Origin of the sequence: Orenia marismortui DSM 5156 (assembly GCF_000379025.1) — a bacterium.
Lineage (GTDB): Bacteria > Bacillota > Halanaerobiia > Halobacteroidales > Halobacteroidaceae > Orenia > Orenia marismortui.
Genome location: NZ_KB900621.1, coordinates 53928 through 73718, shown reverse-complemented (window position 1 = coordinate 73718; position 19791 = coordinate 53928). Strand labels below are relative to the sequence as shown.

The 19791-nt window shown below is 31.6% G+C and carries 15 protein-coding genes and 3 riboswitches; of the genes, 1 reads left to right on the top strand and 14 read right to left on the bottom strand.

Annotation, left to right across the window (positions count from 1 at the left end; all coding sequences use genetic code 11):
• Positions 1–4 precede the first annotated feature (4 nt).
• The 14 genes from OREMA_RS0111720 to purB form a co-directional block, all read right to left on the bottom strand.
• A complete protein-coding gene (locus OREMA_RS0111720; RefSeq protein WP_018249458.1) occupies positions 5–1405 on the bottom strand; it encodes a lyase family protein in 1401 nt (466 codons plus the stop codon).
• A 186-nt stretch (positions 1406–1591) separates the two neighbouring features.
• A riboswitch (purine riboswitch) is annotated at positions 1592–1694 on the bottom strand.
• A gap of 90 nt (positions 1695–1784) precedes the next feature.
• Positions 1785–2306, bottom strand: a complete 522-nt coding sequence (purE, locus tag OREMA_RS0111715; RefSeq protein WP_018249457.1) for a 5-(carboxyamino)imidazole ribonucleotide mutase — start codon at positions 2304–2306, stop codon at positions 1785–1787.
• A gap of 121 nt (positions 2307–2427) precedes the next feature.
• Positions 2428–3585 carry a 5-(carboxyamino)imidazole ribonucleotide synthase gene (locus tag OREMA_RS0111710; protein ID WP_018249456.1) on the bottom strand — a complete coding sequence of 386 codons (1158 nt, stop codon included), beginning with the start codon at positions 3583–3585 and terminating at the stop codon, positions 2428–2430.
• 111 nt (positions 3586–3696) lie between these two features.
• Positions 3697–4962 (bottom strand): phosphoribosylamine--glycine ligase, encoded by a 1266-nt coding sequence (gene purD / locus OREMA_RS0111705; RefSeq protein WP_018249455.1) that lies wholly within the window; start codon positions 4960–4962, stop codon positions 3697–3699.
• 326 nt (positions 4963–5288) lie between these two features.
• Positions 5289–5390: riboswitch (purine riboswitch) on the bottom strand.
• 89 nt (positions 5391–5479) lie between these two features.
• Entirely contained in the window at positions 5480–6010 is a 531-nt protein-coding gene (locus OREMA_RS18420) for a tetratricopeptide repeat protein (RefSeq protein WP_018249454.1), read from the bottom strand.
• A gap of 106 nt (positions 6011–6116) precedes the next feature.
• Positions 6117–6647 (bottom strand): hypothetical protein, encoded by a 531-nt coding sequence (locus OREMA_RS17720; RefSeq protein WP_018249453.1) that lies wholly within the window; start codon positions 6645–6647, stop codon positions 6117–6119.
• A 55-nt stretch (positions 6648–6702) separates the two neighbouring features.
• Positions 6703–7932: a membrane protein insertion efficiency factor YidD gene (gene yidD / locus OREMA_RS17715; RefSeq protein ID WP_018249452.1), complete on the bottom strand. Its 1230-nt coding sequence runs from the start codon at positions 7930–7932 to the stop codon at positions 6703–6705.
• Between the two features lie 190 nt (positions 7933–8122).
• Positions 8123–9463, bottom strand: a complete 1341-nt coding sequence (gene gdhA, locus OREMA_RS0111685; protein WP_018249451.1) for an NADP-specific glutamate dehydrogenase — start codon at positions 9461–9463, stop codon at positions 8123–8125.
• A gap of 238 nt (positions 9464–9701) precedes the next feature.
• Positions 9702–10538, bottom strand: a complete 837-nt coding sequence (locus tag OREMA_RS0111680; RefSeq protein ID WP_018249450.1) for a hypothetical protein — start codon at positions 10536–10538, stop codon at positions 9702–9704.
• Between the two features lie 106 nt (positions 10539–10644).
• On the bottom strand, positions 10645–11379 hold the full coding sequence (pflA, locus tag OREMA_RS0111675; protein WP_018249449.1) for a pyruvate formate-lyase-activating protein: 735 nt from the start codon (positions 11377–11379) through the stop codon (positions 10645–10647).
• 260 nt (positions 11380–11639) lie between these two features.
• On the bottom strand, positions 11640–13856 hold the full coding sequence (gene pflB / locus OREMA_RS0111670; protein WP_018249448.1) for a formate C-acetyltransferase: 2217 nt from the start codon (positions 13854–13856) through the stop codon (positions 11640–11642).
• A gap of 603 nt (positions 13857–14459) precedes the next feature.
• Positions 14460–15623 carry a group II intron reverse transcriptase/maturase gene (ltrA, locus tag OREMA_RS0111665; RefSeq protein WP_018247545.1) on the bottom strand — a complete coding sequence of 388 codons (1164 nt, stop codon included), beginning with the start codon at positions 15621–15623 and terminating at the stop codon, positions 14460–14462.
• Between the two features lie 784 nt (positions 15624–16407).
• Positions 16408–16492: riboswitch (ZMP/ZTP riboswitch) on the bottom strand.
• Positions 16493–16561: 69 nt separating this feature from the next.
• Positions 16562–17851 carry an adenylosuccinate synthase gene (locus OREMA_RS0111660; RefSeq protein ID WP_018249447.1) on the bottom strand — a complete coding sequence of 430 codons (1290 nt, stop codon included), beginning with the start codon at positions 17849–17851 and terminating at the stop codon, positions 16562–16564.
• Positions 17852–17899: 48 nt separating this feature from the next.
• Complete coding sequence (gene purB, locus OREMA_RS0111655; RefSeq protein WP_018249446.1) at positions 17900–19195, bottom strand: adenylosuccinate lyase; 1296 nt, start codon at positions 19193–19195, stop codon at positions 17900–17902.
• A gap of 413 nt (positions 19196–19608) precedes the next feature.
• Between purB and OREMA_RS0111650 the strand changes: the two genes are divergently transcribed.
• A partial coding sequence (locus OREMA_RS0111650) for a helix-turn-helix domain-containing protein (RefSeq protein ID WP_018249445.1) occupies positions 19609–19791 on the top strand: 183 nt, incomplete at its 3' end.

Sequence of the window (19791 nt, the reverse complement as noted above, 5' to 3'; positions counted from 1 at the left end):
ATAATTAGTCCAAATCAACATTTAAAACCTTCGACCAATATTCAACTACCTTCTCTGTCTTCTCAGCTGCAATACCTGTATATTTTTCTGGTCTAGTTAGTAATTCTATCTGCTTCTTAGTTAGTCTATCCCAATATGGCTTTAGCTCATCTTTATCTTTAATTAGCTCTCTTAAAGTACTATTATTTTCTTGTGCTTCTAAAGTTAATCTTCTTACTGCTTCATGCGCGTCAGGATGACCATATGACGCTAATAAAATATAAAGCGGCTCAGCTACAATCATCTCTTTATTCATATCAAAATTCTTCTCAATATTCTTATGATCTACAACTAGTTTACTACATACCCTAATCAAACGATTAGCTGAAGATAATAAACCTACAATAATCTCAGGAATAAATCTACTTGAAGCTGAATTAGTTAAGTCACGTTGATGCTCTGATAATTGATCTTGATACTGAGTTACCATGCGAGGCATAAACTCTTTCCACATACTTTTTACATTTTCATAATTAATAGGGTTTCGTTTATGAGGCATTGTCGAAGAACCAACTTGATCTTTAGCAAAATATTCACCAACCTCACCAATTTCCGAACGTTGTAGATGTCTCATATCATCACTAAAGCTAGCTAATACACTGAAACAAGAAACTAATGAGTGAACAAAATCTGTCATATACTCCGGCTCCACAATTTGGGTAGAATGAGTAGCAGCTTCTAAGTTCAGTTCTTTTAATACATCATCTTCAAATTTTTCTGGATCATCAAAGAAAAGATGACTTGCGTTATAAGCTCCAACAGCTCCTGCTATCTTCCCACGCAAATTATTTCCAGCTAACTTAATAGCTTGGATTCTATTTCCTAGTCTACTTACATACTCAGCAACAGCAAAGCCAAAAGTAATTGGTACTGCATGCTGACCGTGGGTTCTCCCTACTTGTACTGTATCCTTTTCTCGTAAAGCAATTTCCATTAATATTTTTAGTAAGTCTTTTAAAATTGGTAAGATCAAACCCTCTGTTGCTTCTTTATATCTTACCGCATTAGCTGTATCTACAATATCAAATGAGGTAGTAGTAAAATGAACATAAGGCTTAGCCTCTTCACTGACTCTTTTCTGGATACAATTAACTAGAGCACGAATATTATGTCTAGTCTTCTTCTCTTCATTATAAACCTCTTCTACATTTAACTTACCAGTAGCTTTCTCTACTTCATCAGCTACCTCTTGAGAACAAACATCTCCTTTAGCTAAAGCTTTAACTAAGGCAACCTCAACTGCTGCTTGATATCTTACCTTGGCCTTTTCCGATAGATATTGACCATAACTTTCAAACTCCTCTTTTCGCAATGAATAACGATGATCTAACGGACTTATATTATCAAACACACTACGACTTATCATCTTATTCCTCCTTATATATTGAACTCAATTTTATATTAACAAGATATTATAATAACTAATTTATTAAAGTTATATAACTACAATGTATAACACATATTTAACTATTTAAAAAATAATATTCTAAATCAAAAAACCTAATTAAACCTTCTTTGACTACATTTAGAAGGCTTAATTAGGTCTAGAATCCCCTAAGTCACTCTCCTCAAGTAGTCAAACAGTTTAAGGCCGTTTGGTAGAAACGTGTAGGCCATATCCCTACAGATATACCGAGCAATAATATTCGTTTTTAACCTCTTTACAATTTTATAATATCATGTTTTACAGATTATATCAACGGATAAAACGAACATTACTTTTTGTTTTATATAGAATATTCATTTTATTTCTCCTGCTCTTCTAGATACTTTTCAGCACCTAATCTCTCTAACCTCTCTGCTACACCTTCAACCATCTCTCTCATATCATTCTTATATGTTTTGTATTTAGTTCTTAGCTCTTTATCTACTGCTCCTAAGATTTGAACAGCTAATAAGCCTGCATTTTTAGCACCATTAATTGCTACAGTAGCTACTGGAACGCCTCCAGGCATTTGAACAATTGAATATAATGAATCAACACCACTCAGCTTTGAGGTTTTGACTGGAACTCCTATTACAGGAAGACTAGTAATAGAAGCAACCATCCCTGGTAAATGAGCTGCTCCTCCTGCCCCAGCAATAATGACCTCTAAACCTTTCTCCTCTGCATTTTCTGCATAATCATATAAACGATGTGGAGTACGATGAGCCGATACAACTGTAATCTCATAAGGTACTCCAAATTCATCTAAAATCTTTGCTGCATCTTTCATTACTGGTAAATCAGAGTCACTTCCCATAATAATACCCACAAGTGCTTTCATAAACTTAATTCCTCCCTGTTCAAATTTAGAATTCAAAATGTATAATTGATAATTAGATTATTTGAAGGTACTTAAAATCATAATACTACATTATACATTGTCAACTATATATTCTACTACTTTATTCTCCATTAATTTTAATTATCTTACTTGCTTGTAAAGCCTTCTCAAGAGCATCTTCTATTCTATCTGCTGTTACCGTTAAATGCCCCATCTTCCTTTGAGGCTTAGATATCTCCTTACCATAAATATGAACTTTAAGATCAGACTCTTTAAAGGCTTCTTTTATTCCGTATACTATAGCCTTTCCTTGTTCACCTTCTCCTAAAATATTTCTCATTACTATTGGCCTTAATAAGCTTGTTGATCCCAAAGGCAGTCCAGTAATCACCCTAATATGTTGCTCAAACTGAGAAGTAATACACCCCTCAATAGAATAATGTCCAGAGTTATGAGGTCTTGGTGCTATTTCATTAATTAATAATTTTTCATCTTCCGTTACAAACATCTCAATACAGAAAATACCGACACCTTCAAAGACTTCCATTACCTGATAGGCTAATCTAACAGCATCTTCTTTCAAGCTTTCCGAAATCTCAGCTGGAACTTTTGTTTCGATTAAAATACTATCTTGATGCTCATTCTCAGCCACAGGATAAACCGCAATTTCTCCATCAATTCCTCGACAAGCTAAAATAGATATCTCTTTACTAAAAGGTACAAATCTTTCTACCATCAACTCAAACTCTCCTGCCCCTAAGCTCTCATAAGCCGACTTTATCTCATCTAAATTGTTAATTACAGCATTACCCTTACCATCATAGCCACCAGTACAGCTTTTTAACATCATTGGATAAGAAAACTCTTTTCCTGCACTTTTAATATCATCTATATTTGAAACCGATATAAAATCTGGAATTGGGATATTATTTTGAGCTAATAATTTTTTTTGATGATATTTATTCTGAATTATCTCTAAGCTTTTAACAGTAGGATATATTTTACACCCTTCTTCTTCAAGTTTCTTTAGTGCTTCTACACCTATATGCTCAAATTCATAAGTTAAAACATCAGATTTATCTGCTAACTCTCTAATGGCTTGTTCATTATCAAAATCAGCCACAATATGATCGTCAGCTATACTATGGGCTGGACAGTTAGGTGTAGGATCTAAAATACTAACATAAAAATTCATCTTCTTAGCTTCTAATATCATCATTTTTCCCAGCTGTCCACCACCGACAATTCCAATTTTCTGCTTAGTTGGATCTTCAAACACTTTAACACCTCACTTTTTGTATAGTAACGAGTAAGCAGTGACAGGTAAGCAGTAAAAGATTTAATAGCAATAACTAACTATCAAAAACTCGTTACTCTTCACTCGTCACTACTATTTAACCGCTTTAGCTCCAATATCTGTTCTATAATGTGCAGCAGCAAAGTCTATTTGCTTAACCCCTTCATAAGCCTTATCGATAGTATCTTGATAATCATTACCTAAAGCAGTTACTCCTAAAACCCTTCCTCCTGCTGTTACTAACTTATCATCTTTTAAAGCAGTACCCGCTTGAAATACTACTATATCTTCAGATTCAGCTTCCTCTATACCAGAAATCTCTTTTCCCTTCTCATATCTAACTGGATATCCCCCTGAAGCCATAATTACACATACTGCTGTTTTTTCAAGCCATTCTATATCAACTTGATCTAATCTATCTTCTATTGTTGCTTCTATAACATCTACTAAATCATTTTTTAATAAAGGTAATACCACCTCTGCTTCTGGATCACCGAAACGAACATTATATTCAATCACCTTCGCTTTTCCATCTACAACCATCAATCCACTATAAAGAACTCCTTTGAAAATAATACCTTCTTCCTTTAGGCCTTCAATGGTTGGTACTAAGATCTCCTGATAAACCTTTGACATTAAATTTTCTGTAGCTATTGGTGCTGGTGCATAAGCTCCCATCCCTCCAGTGTTAGGTCCTTGATCTCCATCATAAGCAGGCTTATGATCTTGAGAAGGAATCATTGGAACAATAGTATTTCCATCAGTAAAAGCTAAAACCGTTGCTTCTTCTCCAGCTAAGAATTCTTCAATTACAATTCTCTCTCCAGCCTCGCCAAACTTCTCATTGACCATAATCTCCTCTACAGCTGCAATAGCTTCATCTACTGTTTGAGCTACAATTACTCCTTTACCTGCTGCCAACCCTTCAGCTTTAACTACAATAGGTGCTCCTTCTTCTTTTATATAGCTAATTGCATTATCTACATTTGTAAATGTCTCATACTTTGCTGTAGGTATACTATATTTTTTCATGAAATTTTTAGAAAAAACTTTACTACCTTCTAATTGAGCAGCAGCTTTATTAGGTCCAAATATTTTCAACCCCTCTGCTTCAAAGGCATCCACTATTCCTGTTACTAAAGGAGCTTCTGGGCCAACAACTGTTAGATCAATTTTTTCCTTTTTAACAAAATCAATTAATTTATTAATATCACTTGCCTCTATATCTATATTTTCAGCTAAATTTTTCGTTCCAGCATTTCCCGGAGCAACAAATATCTTCTCTACTCTGTTACTTTGTTTTAACTTCCATACTAAAGCATGCTCACGGCCACCATTTCCTATAACTAAAACTTTCATCTAACCCCTCCATTTTCATAATTTTACTATGCCCGATGAAATTAATATTCTTTCATATTCTTTATTTAAATACAAAAACCCAGGCAGGGGAACTTCTACTAAACTCAGAGTAGAACCTCCCCGCCTGGGCTTTTATCCCTTCGGTGTAATATATAATCAGCTAAGTGTATAGCTATTAAACATTAATACCTGTACCGCTTGGACCAGACAACTTAAAAACAATTGCTAATTAACAATTGATAATTAAAGCCTTAAAAAATTTAAAGGTATTATATCTAAATTATCAATTCTCAATTATACATTTTCAATTGCTCTTTAGTACGGAACCCTAGGTACACTTCCCTCATAGGCAGGTAGTTTACGGCTACCCGGTAGAAACTTGTGAGCCTTATTCTCACTATTATATGAGGTATATTCGACTGTTACAGTCATATAATAACAAATTAAAGTTCTCTAGTCAATATATAATACGAAGATTAAAGTAAAACTAAGAAATAAAATTCACCCTGTGGTTAACTTAATTATTATTATTTTCGTACTCTAATAACTTATTATATATCTCTTTTAGCTTTTTATCATCAGGATTGTTTTTCATCTTTTCTTCTACTTTAGCTTTAGCCTCTTCCAAATCTAATCTCTTTTCTACATAATCTTCATCTATCTTTTTTCCTTTTAAATAATAACGATAAGCAGAAAAATATTTGCCTTTCCAAAAATAACAGGATGCTAAATTAATATAAGCTTTAGTATAATTCTTTTCTAAATCTATAGCTTTCTTAAATTCATCAATAGCTTGTTCATATTTTTTTAACCTATAATAACTAGATCCTAAATTATTATAAGCTACAGCATAATCTGGATTCAACTTGGTAGATTTTAAAAAGAACTCTATAGCTTCTTCATATTGTTCATCTTTTAATAATTTATATCCATATAAATTATTAAGTTGATATTCTTCAATAAAATTATCATAAGCAAGAACCATTATATTAAAAAGTATTAAAAGCAAAAATAAAATTAAGCTAATTTTAATAAATTTTCTAAACATAAGAAGCTCCTCAAATTAAAATTTAATAATAATTAATATAAAAACCCACAATCTGAAATTGTTCAGAGGTGGGCTTTTTAAATCAATTCTCTATCACTTTAAATATCTACTTTACAGTTATAGTATAGGTTCCACTAATTCTAGATTGAATTGTAGTATTAGCTGGAATAACAGCCTCTTCACCTTTCATTAGTAAAAATGGTGCACAAATGAATACTCCAACTACAACTGACATTGTAGATTTATCTTCACCTTGAATAAATCTAGTTCCAGATAAAGCTACACTAGTTCCATCTACTGTAGTTACAGAATTAACTTTTAATCCCATCTTACCTGCTTTACCTAAAAAACCGTTATCTTCAGCCGCAGTAATTGTAGCAAAAGCAGTACTACCAGCCTTAATTACAACTTTACCATCTACAACTACATCTTGAACTACAGTAAGAGCAACTTCATCTCCCATATTCACAGTATCTGCAGTTAATGTATCATTTAATTGCAATAATACAGGTGTTCCTGAACTTAATCTAATTTTTTCTGCTGCCAAAACACCTTGCGGCATCATAAATACTACTGAAAAAGTTAAAATTAATGTAAAAATCATAGCTTTTGAAAATAATTTGTTTGTTCTTAACATTGGAATCCCCCCAAAATTAATTTCTATATTAAGATAAAGAATTGATTATTAACATTTAATAGCCAAAATAAAATTTAAACTTTAATAAATGATCTTTTTTTATCTTCTTATTAGTTCTTTTAGCTGTTTCTATAGAACCATATATATTACCAGCATAAAAACTAACTCCAAAAATTCCAACTAAGGTACCTAAAGATTCATTATCATTATCAAAAGCTTGTTTAGTACTTAGCATAAATAAACTATTAACCAATAAAGAAGATAATGCAGTACTTTTATATCCACTATATAAATATCCTAGTCCTGGAACAATCCCTAAGACTCCAGCTATTTTAGGATTCTTATATTTCAAATACCTTCCTTCTGAAGCTAAAGCAACTGACTTCTGAGCAACTTTATATAACTTAGAAGTAGAGTTAATTTTCTCAAATTTTAATTTTGCTTCTTCCCATTTCTCTTCTTGGGCAAAAGATAAACCGTCTAACAAATAAGCCTTATCCCTTAGAATACCTTTGTCTTTTACTTCAACTTGATTAAAATAATCTCTAGCCAATCTAAAATTAGCAATTCTAAAATAAGCAGCTCCAATAAAAAAATCAAATTCTGTGATATTAACTAATTTTTTATCTTTAGAACTTAAAATTCTTTTACCTAAAGAGATTGCTTCTATGTACTTCTCTTGCTTATATAAGATGTTAAAGATTGATTTTAAAGTATTTGCTCTATAAATACTCTCAGGATAATATGATAATAACCTTTCATATTCAATCAGTGCTCTCTCATATTTTTTATCAACCTCTAACTTTTTAGCAAATTGATATAGTAAATCAGCATTTATATTATCATAATTCTTAACTCTATCCATATTAAATTCATCTTTATAATTATAGCTTAATATAATTTTCTCCTCAGTAGAGCTATAATCTACAGGATCAGCATATCTAGTCATTCCATTTAAATTTACAGTATTATAGTTCCCTACATCATTACCACAACGTAATAATCTATCCGAAGTCTTTAGCAATGCTATTGCTGGATTGTATCTTTTAAAAGCTTCTTTAGCATACCCTGAATCTGTAGGATACATTGGACAACTTGCTTGATTAGAAGGACTAATCAATTTCTGATATCCTGTTAGCAAACCACTAGTTAATACTCTATGATATGGATAAACTAATTTTTGATTATTGTTTGTTTTTTGGGCATCTCCCAACTGACTAAATAATAAGATCATTATAACTACTAATACCATAACTTTTTTATTAAATTGAACTCTATTAATCATTATTACATCTCCTTCTACAATATAGAATATAAAATCAATAAATATATTAATTGTATAAATTATTACATATTATTATATCATTCTATGATAGATAATATTTACCTCCTTTATTTACAAAATTTTATCAATTATATCAGTTAAAAAATTAGACAGCCCATTTCTGAGCTGTTTAATTAGTATATTTATCTTATTATACTACGCCTTGATTAATCATAGCATTTGCTACTTTCAAGAATCCTGCAATATTAGCACCTGCAACTAAATCTCCTGGCTTACCATACTCTTTAGCTGTTGTACTTATAATTTTATAAATATCAACCATAATATCTTCTAATTTTGAATCAACCTTTTTAAAACTCCAAGAATCCCACATAGCATTTTGGGTCATTTCTAGAGCTGAAGTGGCTACACCACCAGCATTAGCTGCTTTTCCTGGTATAAATCCTATTTTACTCTCTTGTAATATCTCAACAGCCTCTGGCGTACAAGGCATATTAGCACCTTCTCCTACAACTATTACATCATTAGCTACAAGAGTCTTAGCTGATTCTCCATCTAACTCATTTTGAGTAGCACATGGTAAAGCAATATCACAATCTATCATCCAAATAGCAGAACTATCTGCAACAAACTCAGCGGAAGGGTGTTCTTTGACATATTCTTTAATTCTACCTCTTTCAACCTCTTTTATTCTTTTAACTGTATCTAATTTAATTCCTTCTGGATCATATACATACCCACCAGAATCACTAACAGCTACTACTTTTCCACCTAATTGCTGTACTTTCTCCGTTGCATAAATGGCAACATTTCCAGAACCAGAAATCACAACAGTCTTATCTGCAAAACTATCAGCATTATCTTTTAGCATCTCTTCTACTATATACACCAAGCCATAGCCAGTAGCTTCTGTTCTAGCAAGACTTCCACCCCAGCCTAAACCTTTACCAGTTAATACTCCTGCATCAAAGGAGTTCTTTATTCTCTTATATTGCCCAAACATATATCCTATTTCACGTCCACCAACACCAATATCTCCAGCAGGAACATCAGTATTTGGACCAATATGTCGACAAAGTTCAGTCATGAAACTTTGACAAAATCTCATAACTTCTCCATCTGATTTACCTTTAGGATTAAAATCACTACCTCCTTTACCACCACCAATTGGGCGACCAGTTAAAGCATTCTTAAAAATCTGCTCAAAACCTAAAAACTTAATAATCCCATCATATACTGAAGGATGAAATCTTAAACCCCCTTTATATGGGCCAAGTACACTATTAAATTCAATTCTAAAACCACGATTAACCTGCACATCTCCATTATCATCTACCCATGGTACCCTAAACATAATCTGTCTTTCAGGTTCAACAATTCTCTCTAAAATACCTAACTCTTCATATTCAGGATGCTTATCAAAAACTACTTCCAAAGATTCTAGTACTTCTTTCACAGCTTGATGAAATTCTGGTTCATTAGGATTTCTTGATACAACCTTCTCAAATACTCTTGATGGATAATTACTCATAATCTCCTCCTCAATTTTTTATCATTAAATGATAAAATTAAAAATAATTAAATAAATCTCTTCTCACTGCCTTAACCCAAATTCCATAAAAATACTATTGTTCTATAAATAGACACGTTTAATTATATTCTACTCTACCTAAAAAAATCCTTGTTCTATAATCTTCTACTATAAAAAATCACATAAAAAAGAGCAGATCAGAGTAATTACTCTGATCTGCTCTTTTTTTGTAGTTAAATTACTTTTTCAATTCCTTAACCTTCTTAGCAACCATTTCTCCCTTAACTTTAACTACTTCCTTAATATCTTCTTGAACAGATTGTTCTAAATCATTTACTGCATTCTTTAACTCCTTAACTTTTTCTTTAGCTTTTTTATCTTCTTCAAACTTAACTTCTAGTCGAGGAATCAATTCTTTAATTTTTGATAAATCTTCTAACTGTTTATTTTTATTTTCTTTATTTTGATTCATATAGCTTAAATAGATTATTTCTTTAGCATAAGACTCTATTTTATTTATATATCCTTTTGCTTTACCATTATAATTCTCATATAAATCTGATATAGTTAAGTTAAATTGGTTAGCTTTAAGTAAAGATGCAAGTATATTTTCAGCACTTGCTATTTCTGTTAAGCTATTTAATTCCTTTTCAATCATATTTACTTGTGTTGCTTCAATCATCTCTTCTTTACTTTCATAACTATTCCAACTTTGATGCAAACTTTTAATTTCTTCATTTATCTTTTTCCAGGTATTATCTAGTTGCTTTTTTTCTTGGCTTTCTGATTCTGATTTATCTTCTGGATTAGACTTTTTATCTTTTTTCTTCTTTTCTTTAGACTGATCTTTACTAGTTTCATTATTAGGTTCTTTCTTCTTTTCTTCTAATTTCTTATATTCTTCTTCCAATTTATTAATTATCTTATCTGCAGTCATACTAATATCTACTAATGAACTTGGTGGCTGATTACTCTTGTTTTGACTTTGATTACTACTTTTATTACCTCCGCTGCACCCAATTAATTGCATAAGCATTAGAGCTATAATTAGTAAAACTAACCTCTTTTTTATCATAACTGCCACTCCTAATTTATATGTTTTTATATTAGTATGACAACAACTAGAGATTAATATTCAAAACAAATCTTTATGATTAAAGAAATAAAATATTGATATCCCTTTACTTAATCACTGTATTAATACCTTTTTTAATAAATATATCTCTAAACTTCTTCATATCTTCTTCTTTTGGTGGTTCTACATCTGCCAGCTCATAATCTAAGCCGATTGTCTCCCACTTATGAACTCCTAATTCATGATAGGCAATTAACTCAACTTTCTCTAAATAATTAAATTCTTCTAATAAATCTGATAACTCTTCAATATATTTAATACTATCATTTATTCCTGGAACCACAACATGTCTAACCCAAAAATTTTTCTGATTATCTTCTAACAATTTCAAAGTCTTTAATATTTTTTCATTACTAACCCCTGTTAATTCTTGATGTTCTACATCATTAATATGTTTAATATCCAATAATACTAAATCAATATCTGGCATTAAGTCTAAAAATTTATCTTGATCAACATAACCTGAAGTATCAACAGCTGTATGAATACCTTCCTCTTGACATCTTCTTAATAATTCAGATAAAAATTCAACCTGTAGTGTTGGCTCTCCACCTGAAATTGTTACTCCACCATTGGATTTATCAATATAACTTTTACAGCGTAAAATTTTATCCAGTAAATCTTCAACTTCAATTTCTTGCCCATCAGTCATACACCAAGTATCAGGATTATGACAATACTTACATCTTAACGGACACCCTTGTGTAAAAATTACATATCTAATCCCAGGCCCATCTTGAGTTCCTAAACTTTCAACTGAATGAATCCAGCCTTTAGTCATATTAACCCCTCCATTTTTATAATTATCATTCTTTGAGACTAATTTTTAGCATAGTATAAAACGACAGTAACGAGTGACTAGCAACAGGTGAGAAGTTAAGTTATTTACTGGTTACTCGTCACTTTTTACTAGTTACTTGAAGTATCGCTTTATCATTCTTAAGTTTAACTTTAAATCTTAATATCTATAACTAAAAATAATATAAAAGAAATTAGGAGATGAACAATTCATCCCCTAATTTCCTAATTAAATCTATTCAATTACATACTCTTATGGAACGTACGAGCAATTACTTCCTGTTGTTGCTCTGGAGTTAATCTAATGAAGTTAACTGCATATCCAGAAACCCTAATTGTTAATTGTGGATATTTCTCTGGATGCTCTACTGCATCTAATAATGTTTCTCTTTGAAGTACATTTACATTCAAGTGATGAGCTTCTTGATCAAAGTATCCATCTAAAATGGAAACTAAGTTATTAACCTGCTCATTCTCATCAGCACCTAAAGCTTTAGGAACAATAGAGAATGTGTTAGAAATACCATCTTGACAATAGTCATATGGTATTTTAGCAACAGAGTTTAATGATGCAATAGCACCAGAAGTATCACGTCCATGCATTGGATTTGCACCTGGAGCAAATGGTTCTCCTAATTTACGTCCATCAGGAGTAGCACCAGTCTTCTTACCATAAACTACATTTGAAGTAATTGTTAAAATAGACATAGAATGTTCAGCATTTCTATACAATTTATGATTTTCTAATTTAGTCATAAATCTCTTAACAACATCTACAGCTAATTTATCAGCACGATCATCATCGTTACCATATTTAGGGAAGTCTCCTTCGATTTCAAAATCAACTATAATTCCTTCATCATTTCTAATTGGCTTAACTGTTGCATATTTAATAGCACTTAAGGAGTCAGCAATAATTGATAGTCCAGCAACACCAAATCCCATAATTCTTCCTACTTCTGTATCATGTAATGCCATTTGTACTGCTTCATAAGCATACTTATCATGCATGTAGTGAATAATATTTAAAGCATCTACATACTTTTCAGTTAACCAATCTAAGAATCTATCAAATTGTTCCATTACTTTATCAAATTCTAAAACATCACCATCATAAGCAGCAAATTCTGGCCCCACTTGTACACCAGTCTTTTCATCTCTACCACCATTTAACGCATAAAGTAATGTTTTAGGTAAGTTACATCTAGCACCAAAGTATTGAATATGCTTACCTGAATCCATAGCAGATACACAACATGCAATACTATAGTCATCACCAAAGTTAGGTCTCATAATACAATCATTTTCATATTGGATTGAACTTGTATCTTTAGAAACCTTAGCACAGAAGTTTTTAAATCCTTCTGGTAATCTTTCAGACCATAAAACTGTTAAGTTTGGTTCTGGTGCTGGTCCTAAGTTATATAATGTATTTAAAATTCTGAAGCTTGTCTTAGTTACTAATGGGCGACCATCAATTCCCATACCTCCAACAACTAATGTTACCCAAAGTGGATCTCCACTGAATAATTCATTATAAGCTGGTGTTCTTAATTGACGAGCTAATCTTAATTTAACTACAAAATCATCAACTAATTCCTGTGCTTCTGACTCTGTTAATTTACCTTCTTTAATATCATTTTCAATATAGATATCGAAGAATTCAGAAACTCTACCTAAAGACATTGCAGCACCATTATTCTCTTGAATAGCTGCTAAATATCCCATATAAGTCCATTGAATTGCTTCATGAGCATTTTCAGCTGGACGACCTAATTCTAATCCATAAGTTTCTCCTAAACCTTTTAATTTCTTCAATGCTTTAATTTGATCACTAACTTCTTCTCGTAAACGAATAACTTCTTCAGTCATTGGACCAGTTAAGTTAGTCTTATCTTGATCTTTATCTTCAATTAATTTATCAATACCATATAAAGCTATACGCCTATAATCACCAATAATTCTTCCACGGCCATAAGCATCTGGTAAACCAGTAATTACACCAGAACGACGAATCTCCCTTAATTCAGGATTATATACATCAAAAACACCATCATTATGAGTTTTTCTATAAGTCGTAAAGATCTCTTTAATCTTATCACTTACTTCATAACCATAAGCTTCAGCTGCTTGATTAGCCATTCTGATTCCACCATAAACATTTAAGGTTCTCTTTAAAGGTGCATCAGTTTGTAACCCAACTATCTTCTCTAAATCTTCATCTATATATCCTGCATCATAAGCATTAATATCAGCTACTGTATTAGCATCTACATCTAATACCCCATCATTTTCGATTTCTTTCCAAATTAATTCAGAACACTTTTCCCAAATCTTTGTAGTTCTTTCAGTTGGACCTGCTAAAAAAGAATCATCACCTTCATATGGAAGATAATTTCTCTGAACAAAGTCCCTAACATCAACTTCATCTTGCCATTTACCACTCTTAAATTTACTCATTAGAGTTTCCTCCTTATATTCTTATTAAATGATAATAATTATCGTTACAAACAAATTATAGCATAATCGAATAAGAACTTCAAATATATCATACTCTTCTCATTCAACTGCTAATTAAATTATATAACTATACAAGTCGAATATATATTATCATTACTTTAATTAGTATACTATTAAATACATCACATTATAGAAATTTTTAATTAACTAACTAAAGTTTAAAATCTATCATTGTTAAATATATATCTATTCTTTTTAGTAATGATAATTATTTAACTTGTCTCAATAATAACATAAGCTATTTTTATAGTCAATTAATTTAATTTTTTAGTGAATAAATAAAATTTTCAAACAATTCAGATTCAAATGATAATTTAAACAATATTTTTTGTTATTAATTTATCAATGTTCAATTGAACTTAATTATCTTTAAAAAAAATTAAAATCTTTATATCATAATAAAGTAGGACCAGCCTCACGGCTGGGACCCCTTGTCAAACTGTACGTACGGTTTTCCCGTATACAGCTTTCGGTTATTGGTGCTCCTTATCAGAGAGTAAGTCTTCGACTCTATGTTACCATAGATGTATATTTTACCCTTAATTAGAGCACATCAGTAAGTAATGATTGAAGTCCTTTATCTCTTAGATAACTATTTGAAAAGCGATAATTTTGATACATTATCGCCTTTTTCTTTTCGATAAACGAACGCATTCTCATTCTAATCCATTTATCCAACCTCGTAAACAAAGTCTTCACATTTCCTATCTTGAAATAGTTACCCCAACCTCTCAAAACTGGATTTAATTTTGCAATTATTACTTCTACAGGAAAAGGTCTAGTTCTTCTAGTAATCTTTCTTACTTTGTTTTTGAATTTTGTTATTGCTTTATCTTTAGGTCTCTTGTATTCAGAATGGTGAAATTTGAATCCTAGAAATTCAAATCCATCATAAAAGTTAGTTACTACCGTCTTACGAGGATGAAGTTTCAACTTCAATTCATCCTCTATAATTTTACGGGTAACTTTTAACGCTCTCTTTGCTTTGCGCTTATTTTTAGTTAAGATTACAAAGTCGTCAGCAAAGCGGACTATTTTGTAACCTCGACGAGTCATTTTCTTATCAAAGTAATGTAAATAGATATTAGCTAATAGAGGAGAGATGACACCTCCTTGAGGTGTCCCTTCTCTAGTTTCTTCTCTACCTTCTTCAGTCATAACTCCAATTGTCAGCCATGACCTGATAATATCTAATACCCAACCATCACTTATATATTCCGCTATAAAATCCATTAATAACTCATGGTCTATAGTATCAAAATAAGATTTAATGTCTGCGTCTACCACCCAGTAGTAACCTTGTTCTTTATATTTCTCTATCTTTTCTATCGCATCGTGAGCAGACCTATTAGGTCTGAAACCAAAGGAACATTCACAAAATTCTCGCTCAAAGTATATTTCTAGTACTTGCCTCACTGCTTGTTGAGCAATTCTATCTTTGATTACTGGAATACCTAGTGGTCTCTTTTCTCCATTTCCTTTGGAAATGTACGTCCGTAACACTGGTAATGGCTCGTAAGTATTCTCTATCAGCTGTCTATGAAGTTCTCGCATATTCATCTTGTAATTATTTTTAAACTCTTCTATGCTTACATTATCAACTCCACCACAGCCACCATTATCCAGTACTTTTTGTCCTGCAATATATAAGTGAAATTTCTTTGTGATTTTATCCTTCAAACTATATAGAGTTCGAAATTTTAACACCTATCCTAACTTCACTACTTACTAGTTCTTCCTGTCTCACCTTAATATCTTAATCCCTATATTCATAGCACTCCTGAGCACGTCTCTAAGCTCTCACCAATCGCACCTCTCAGTTTACCATTACTTAGGTTATGGTGTTCTCTAGGTTATCCATACTTTACAGTTATGATTTCCTGTTTGTAATTCTACTAGAACCCACTATAGTACTAGTGTTTAAACCACTCAAAATTAAGATATCATTAGTAATCAAATCTTAAACTTCAATAACCTAGATATCCTTCGCTATAATCAACTTTCGTTGATTTTTTTCTCACTACTATGATATCTTCTGAACTCTAATATATCATCACTCTGGCTTTCCTGTTGGAGTTATACCATCACTTATCTCTATAGATTTCTATAAAGAATTATATTAGAGATTCCCTCGGTCAATTACGTAAACCCTACAATCATTCCGACCCTAATCACACCTAGTTTTCTAACATGGGCACTTCCAGTTACACGTATTTACCAGCGCTACCTGTCTCTCCTTTGTACAGAGCCCCAAGCTAACATTGGACTTCCCCGTTTTTATGGCGGGTCGCCAAAGCTAAATGCCACCTCTGGTTCACATATTGTTCCGGACTGATTGCTCATCTCAAACTCTTCAGATTCTACCTCACGGTAGACACCCTGCTACTGTTGATTTCACACACCGTACTGGCGAAAACAGCATGGATAGGATTTTCACCTACTGTTTACTAAATCTACGAGGCACACACAAAAACCCACCTGGATAATGAATATTTATTATCCAGGTGGGCGATTTAACTAAAGATTATACTTCCCCATGGTTAATTCCATGTAATCCACCAGTTATATAATCTTGTATTTTATTTTGTTTATTATACTTTATACTTCTATACTACCTAAAATATTAATTATTGTCAACTAAACTACTATTTATTTAATAGATTATCTAATACTATTGTTTGATTTCTTTTAGGACCTATAGACAAAATTGATATCTTAGTATCTGTCAATTCAGAAATCCTAGCTAAATATTTTTTAGCATTCTCAGGTAACTTATCATAATCTTTAATATCACTTGTTTTAGATTTCCATCCAGGCAAAGTTTCATATACTGGCTTACATTCTTTTAGAACTTCCTCTTTAGTTGGGAATTCTGTAATCACTTCACCTTTATACTCATAACCGGTACAAATTTTGATCTCTTCTAAATCATCTAATACATCTAACTTAGTAATTGCTAAACCTGTTAATCCATTGATACGAGCTGCATATTTAACAATTATTGCATCAAACCAACCACAACGCCTTGCCCTCCCTGTAGTCGTTCCAAATTCATGACCTTTCTCTCTTAAATACTCACCAATATTATCTTCTAATTCGGTAGGAAAAGGACCTTCTCCTACTCTAGTAGTGTAAGCCTTGACAATACCTAAAATTTCATCTATTTTAGTTGGGCCTACACCTGTACCACTACAAACTCCTCCAGCAGTTGGATTAGATGAAGTTACAAACGGATAAGTACCATGATCAATGTCAAGTAAAGTTCCTTGAGCTCCTTCAAATAAGATATTATTCCCTGCCTCTATCTCTTGGTTAATCAATAAAGAAGTATCAGTAATATAATCTTCAATACGACTAACATATCCTAAATACTCCTCTACTATATCCTCAGCCTCAAAAGTATCTAAACCATAAACTTTTTCTAAAATTAAATTCTTTAATTCAATTGCTTCTACAACCTTTGCTCTAAAGACATTTTCATCTAGTAAATCTTCTACTCTAATTCCAAAGCGTCCAATCTTATCCATATAAACTGGTCCAATACCCTTTCCAGTTGTACCAATCTTAGCATTAGCTTTTCTAATCTCTTCTGCTTTATCTAATGATCTGTGATAAGGCATAATCAAATGTGCTTTTGAACTTATATATAAATTATTAACCTCTACACCTTTTTCAGCTAAATAATCTAACTCTTCAATTAGTACTTTAGGATCAATAACTACCCCATTACCAATTACACATTTTGTATTATCATATAAAATTCCAGAAGGAATCAAATGCAGTTTATATTCTTTATCTCCTACTACAACAGTATGTCCAGCATTATTACCACCTTGATATCGAACTACTGCATCAGTTTCTTCACCTATCATATCTGTGATCTTACCTTTTCCCTCATCTCCCCATTGGGTTCCTACTACAACTATAGTTGACATTTATAAATCCCCCTATACAATCACATAATAAATTTTTATTGTATAATATTAACTTAATCCTAATCTATCATAAATAACATCTATATTTTGTAAATGATACTTGTAATCAAAGATATCTTCTACTTCTTTCTTATTCATATGTTTTACTAATTCACTATCAGCCAATAATAGTTCTTTAAAAGTCTTCTTACTATTCCAAGCTTCAAGAGCATTACGCTGTACAATAGCATAAGCATCATCTCTTAATAGACCTTTATCTACTAAAGATAACATAACTTTTTGCGAAAAGATAAGACCTTTTGTTTTGGCTAAATTTGCCTCCATATTATCTTCATGTACAGCTAGATTCTTAACTACATCAGCAAATTTAGTTAACATGTAATCAATTAAAATACTACTATCTGGTAGCACTACACGTTCTGGTGAAGAATGAGTTAAATCTCTTTCATGCCACAAATTAACATTGTCAAAACCAACATTAGTATTAGCTTTTACAACTCTAGATAATCCAGAAATTCTTTCACAAACAATTGGATTCTTCTTATGAGGCATTGCCGAAGAACCCTTTTGACCTTTCTTAAAGCTTTCTTCAATTTCTAAGATGTCTGTTCGTTGTAAGTTTCTAATCTCAGTAGCAAATTTATCTAAAGAACTAGCTATAATTGCCAAAACACTTAAATATTCAGCATGCCTATCTCTTTGTAAAATTTGAGAAGATATTGCTGCAGCTTTAATCCCTAACTTTTCACAAGCTATCTCTTCTACTTTAGGACTTATATTAGCAAAGGTTCCTACAGCACCTGAAATTTTGCCAATACTAACTCTAGTTAATAATTCCTTAGCTCTTTCTATATTTCTATTTATTTCAGAATACCAGTTAGCTAATTTCAAACCTAAGGTTACAGGCTCAGCATGAACTCCATGAGTTCGACCAATCATTACCCTCATCTTATATTTCTTAGCTTGCTCTGCTAAAACATCTTTAACTAAAACTAAATCTTTTAAAATTAATTCTACAGATTCTTTCATCTGTAGAGCCCTAGCAGTATCTTTAATATCTGAAGAAGTTAGTCCCATATGTATATATTTAGACTCTTCACCTAAACTCTCTGCTACAGCTGTCAAAAAAGCTAAAATATCATGTCTAGTCTCTTGTTCTATCTCCTTAATCCTATCTACCTCAAAGGTAGCATTCTTCTTAATATTTTCCACATCTGCTTTAGGAATCTCTCCTACTTCTGCTAAAGCTTCACAGACAGCAATCTCAATTTCTAACCATTTTTCAAACTTGTTTTCTTCACTCCAAACTTTTTCCATCTTATCTAATGAATAACGGGTAATCATTTACTTGATCCTCCTAGCGATTAATTTTATCACTCTTTCATTAAAAACTTCAGTTACTAACTACAATTTATAAAATTTAAATTAATAACTATTTATAAACAATAATTAATAACCAAAATCTAATGTTAGGAAATTATTATCCAACATTAATATGATAGCAAATTACAAAATAAATGTCAACGATAAGTCGAATTTTTATTGTTCCAACATTTATTAATATTCGTTTATTTTATTGTTTTAGTGTAGTAAAGTAAAACTTCTATATATTAATTATATTATGTTGATATTTTAATAAATTATTAATTTGGTTGATTGTATAATTAAATTGAACTAATAAAAAAATGCCCATAGTGGACCAAACTGTAATATAATTGAATCACCACAAAACAAAAAATTACAGGAGGGTGCACACTATGGACTACTTAAATGATACACCAAAATCCCGAAAAAATAAACACCTAAATGCTTATGAGCGTGGTCAAATTGCATTGTTACATTCCGAAGGAATGTCGCCTTATGCTATTGCAAAACGTCTAGGTAGAGCTTCTAATACAATTAGAAACGAGTTAAAGCGTGGTACAGTTTCCCAAATTAAA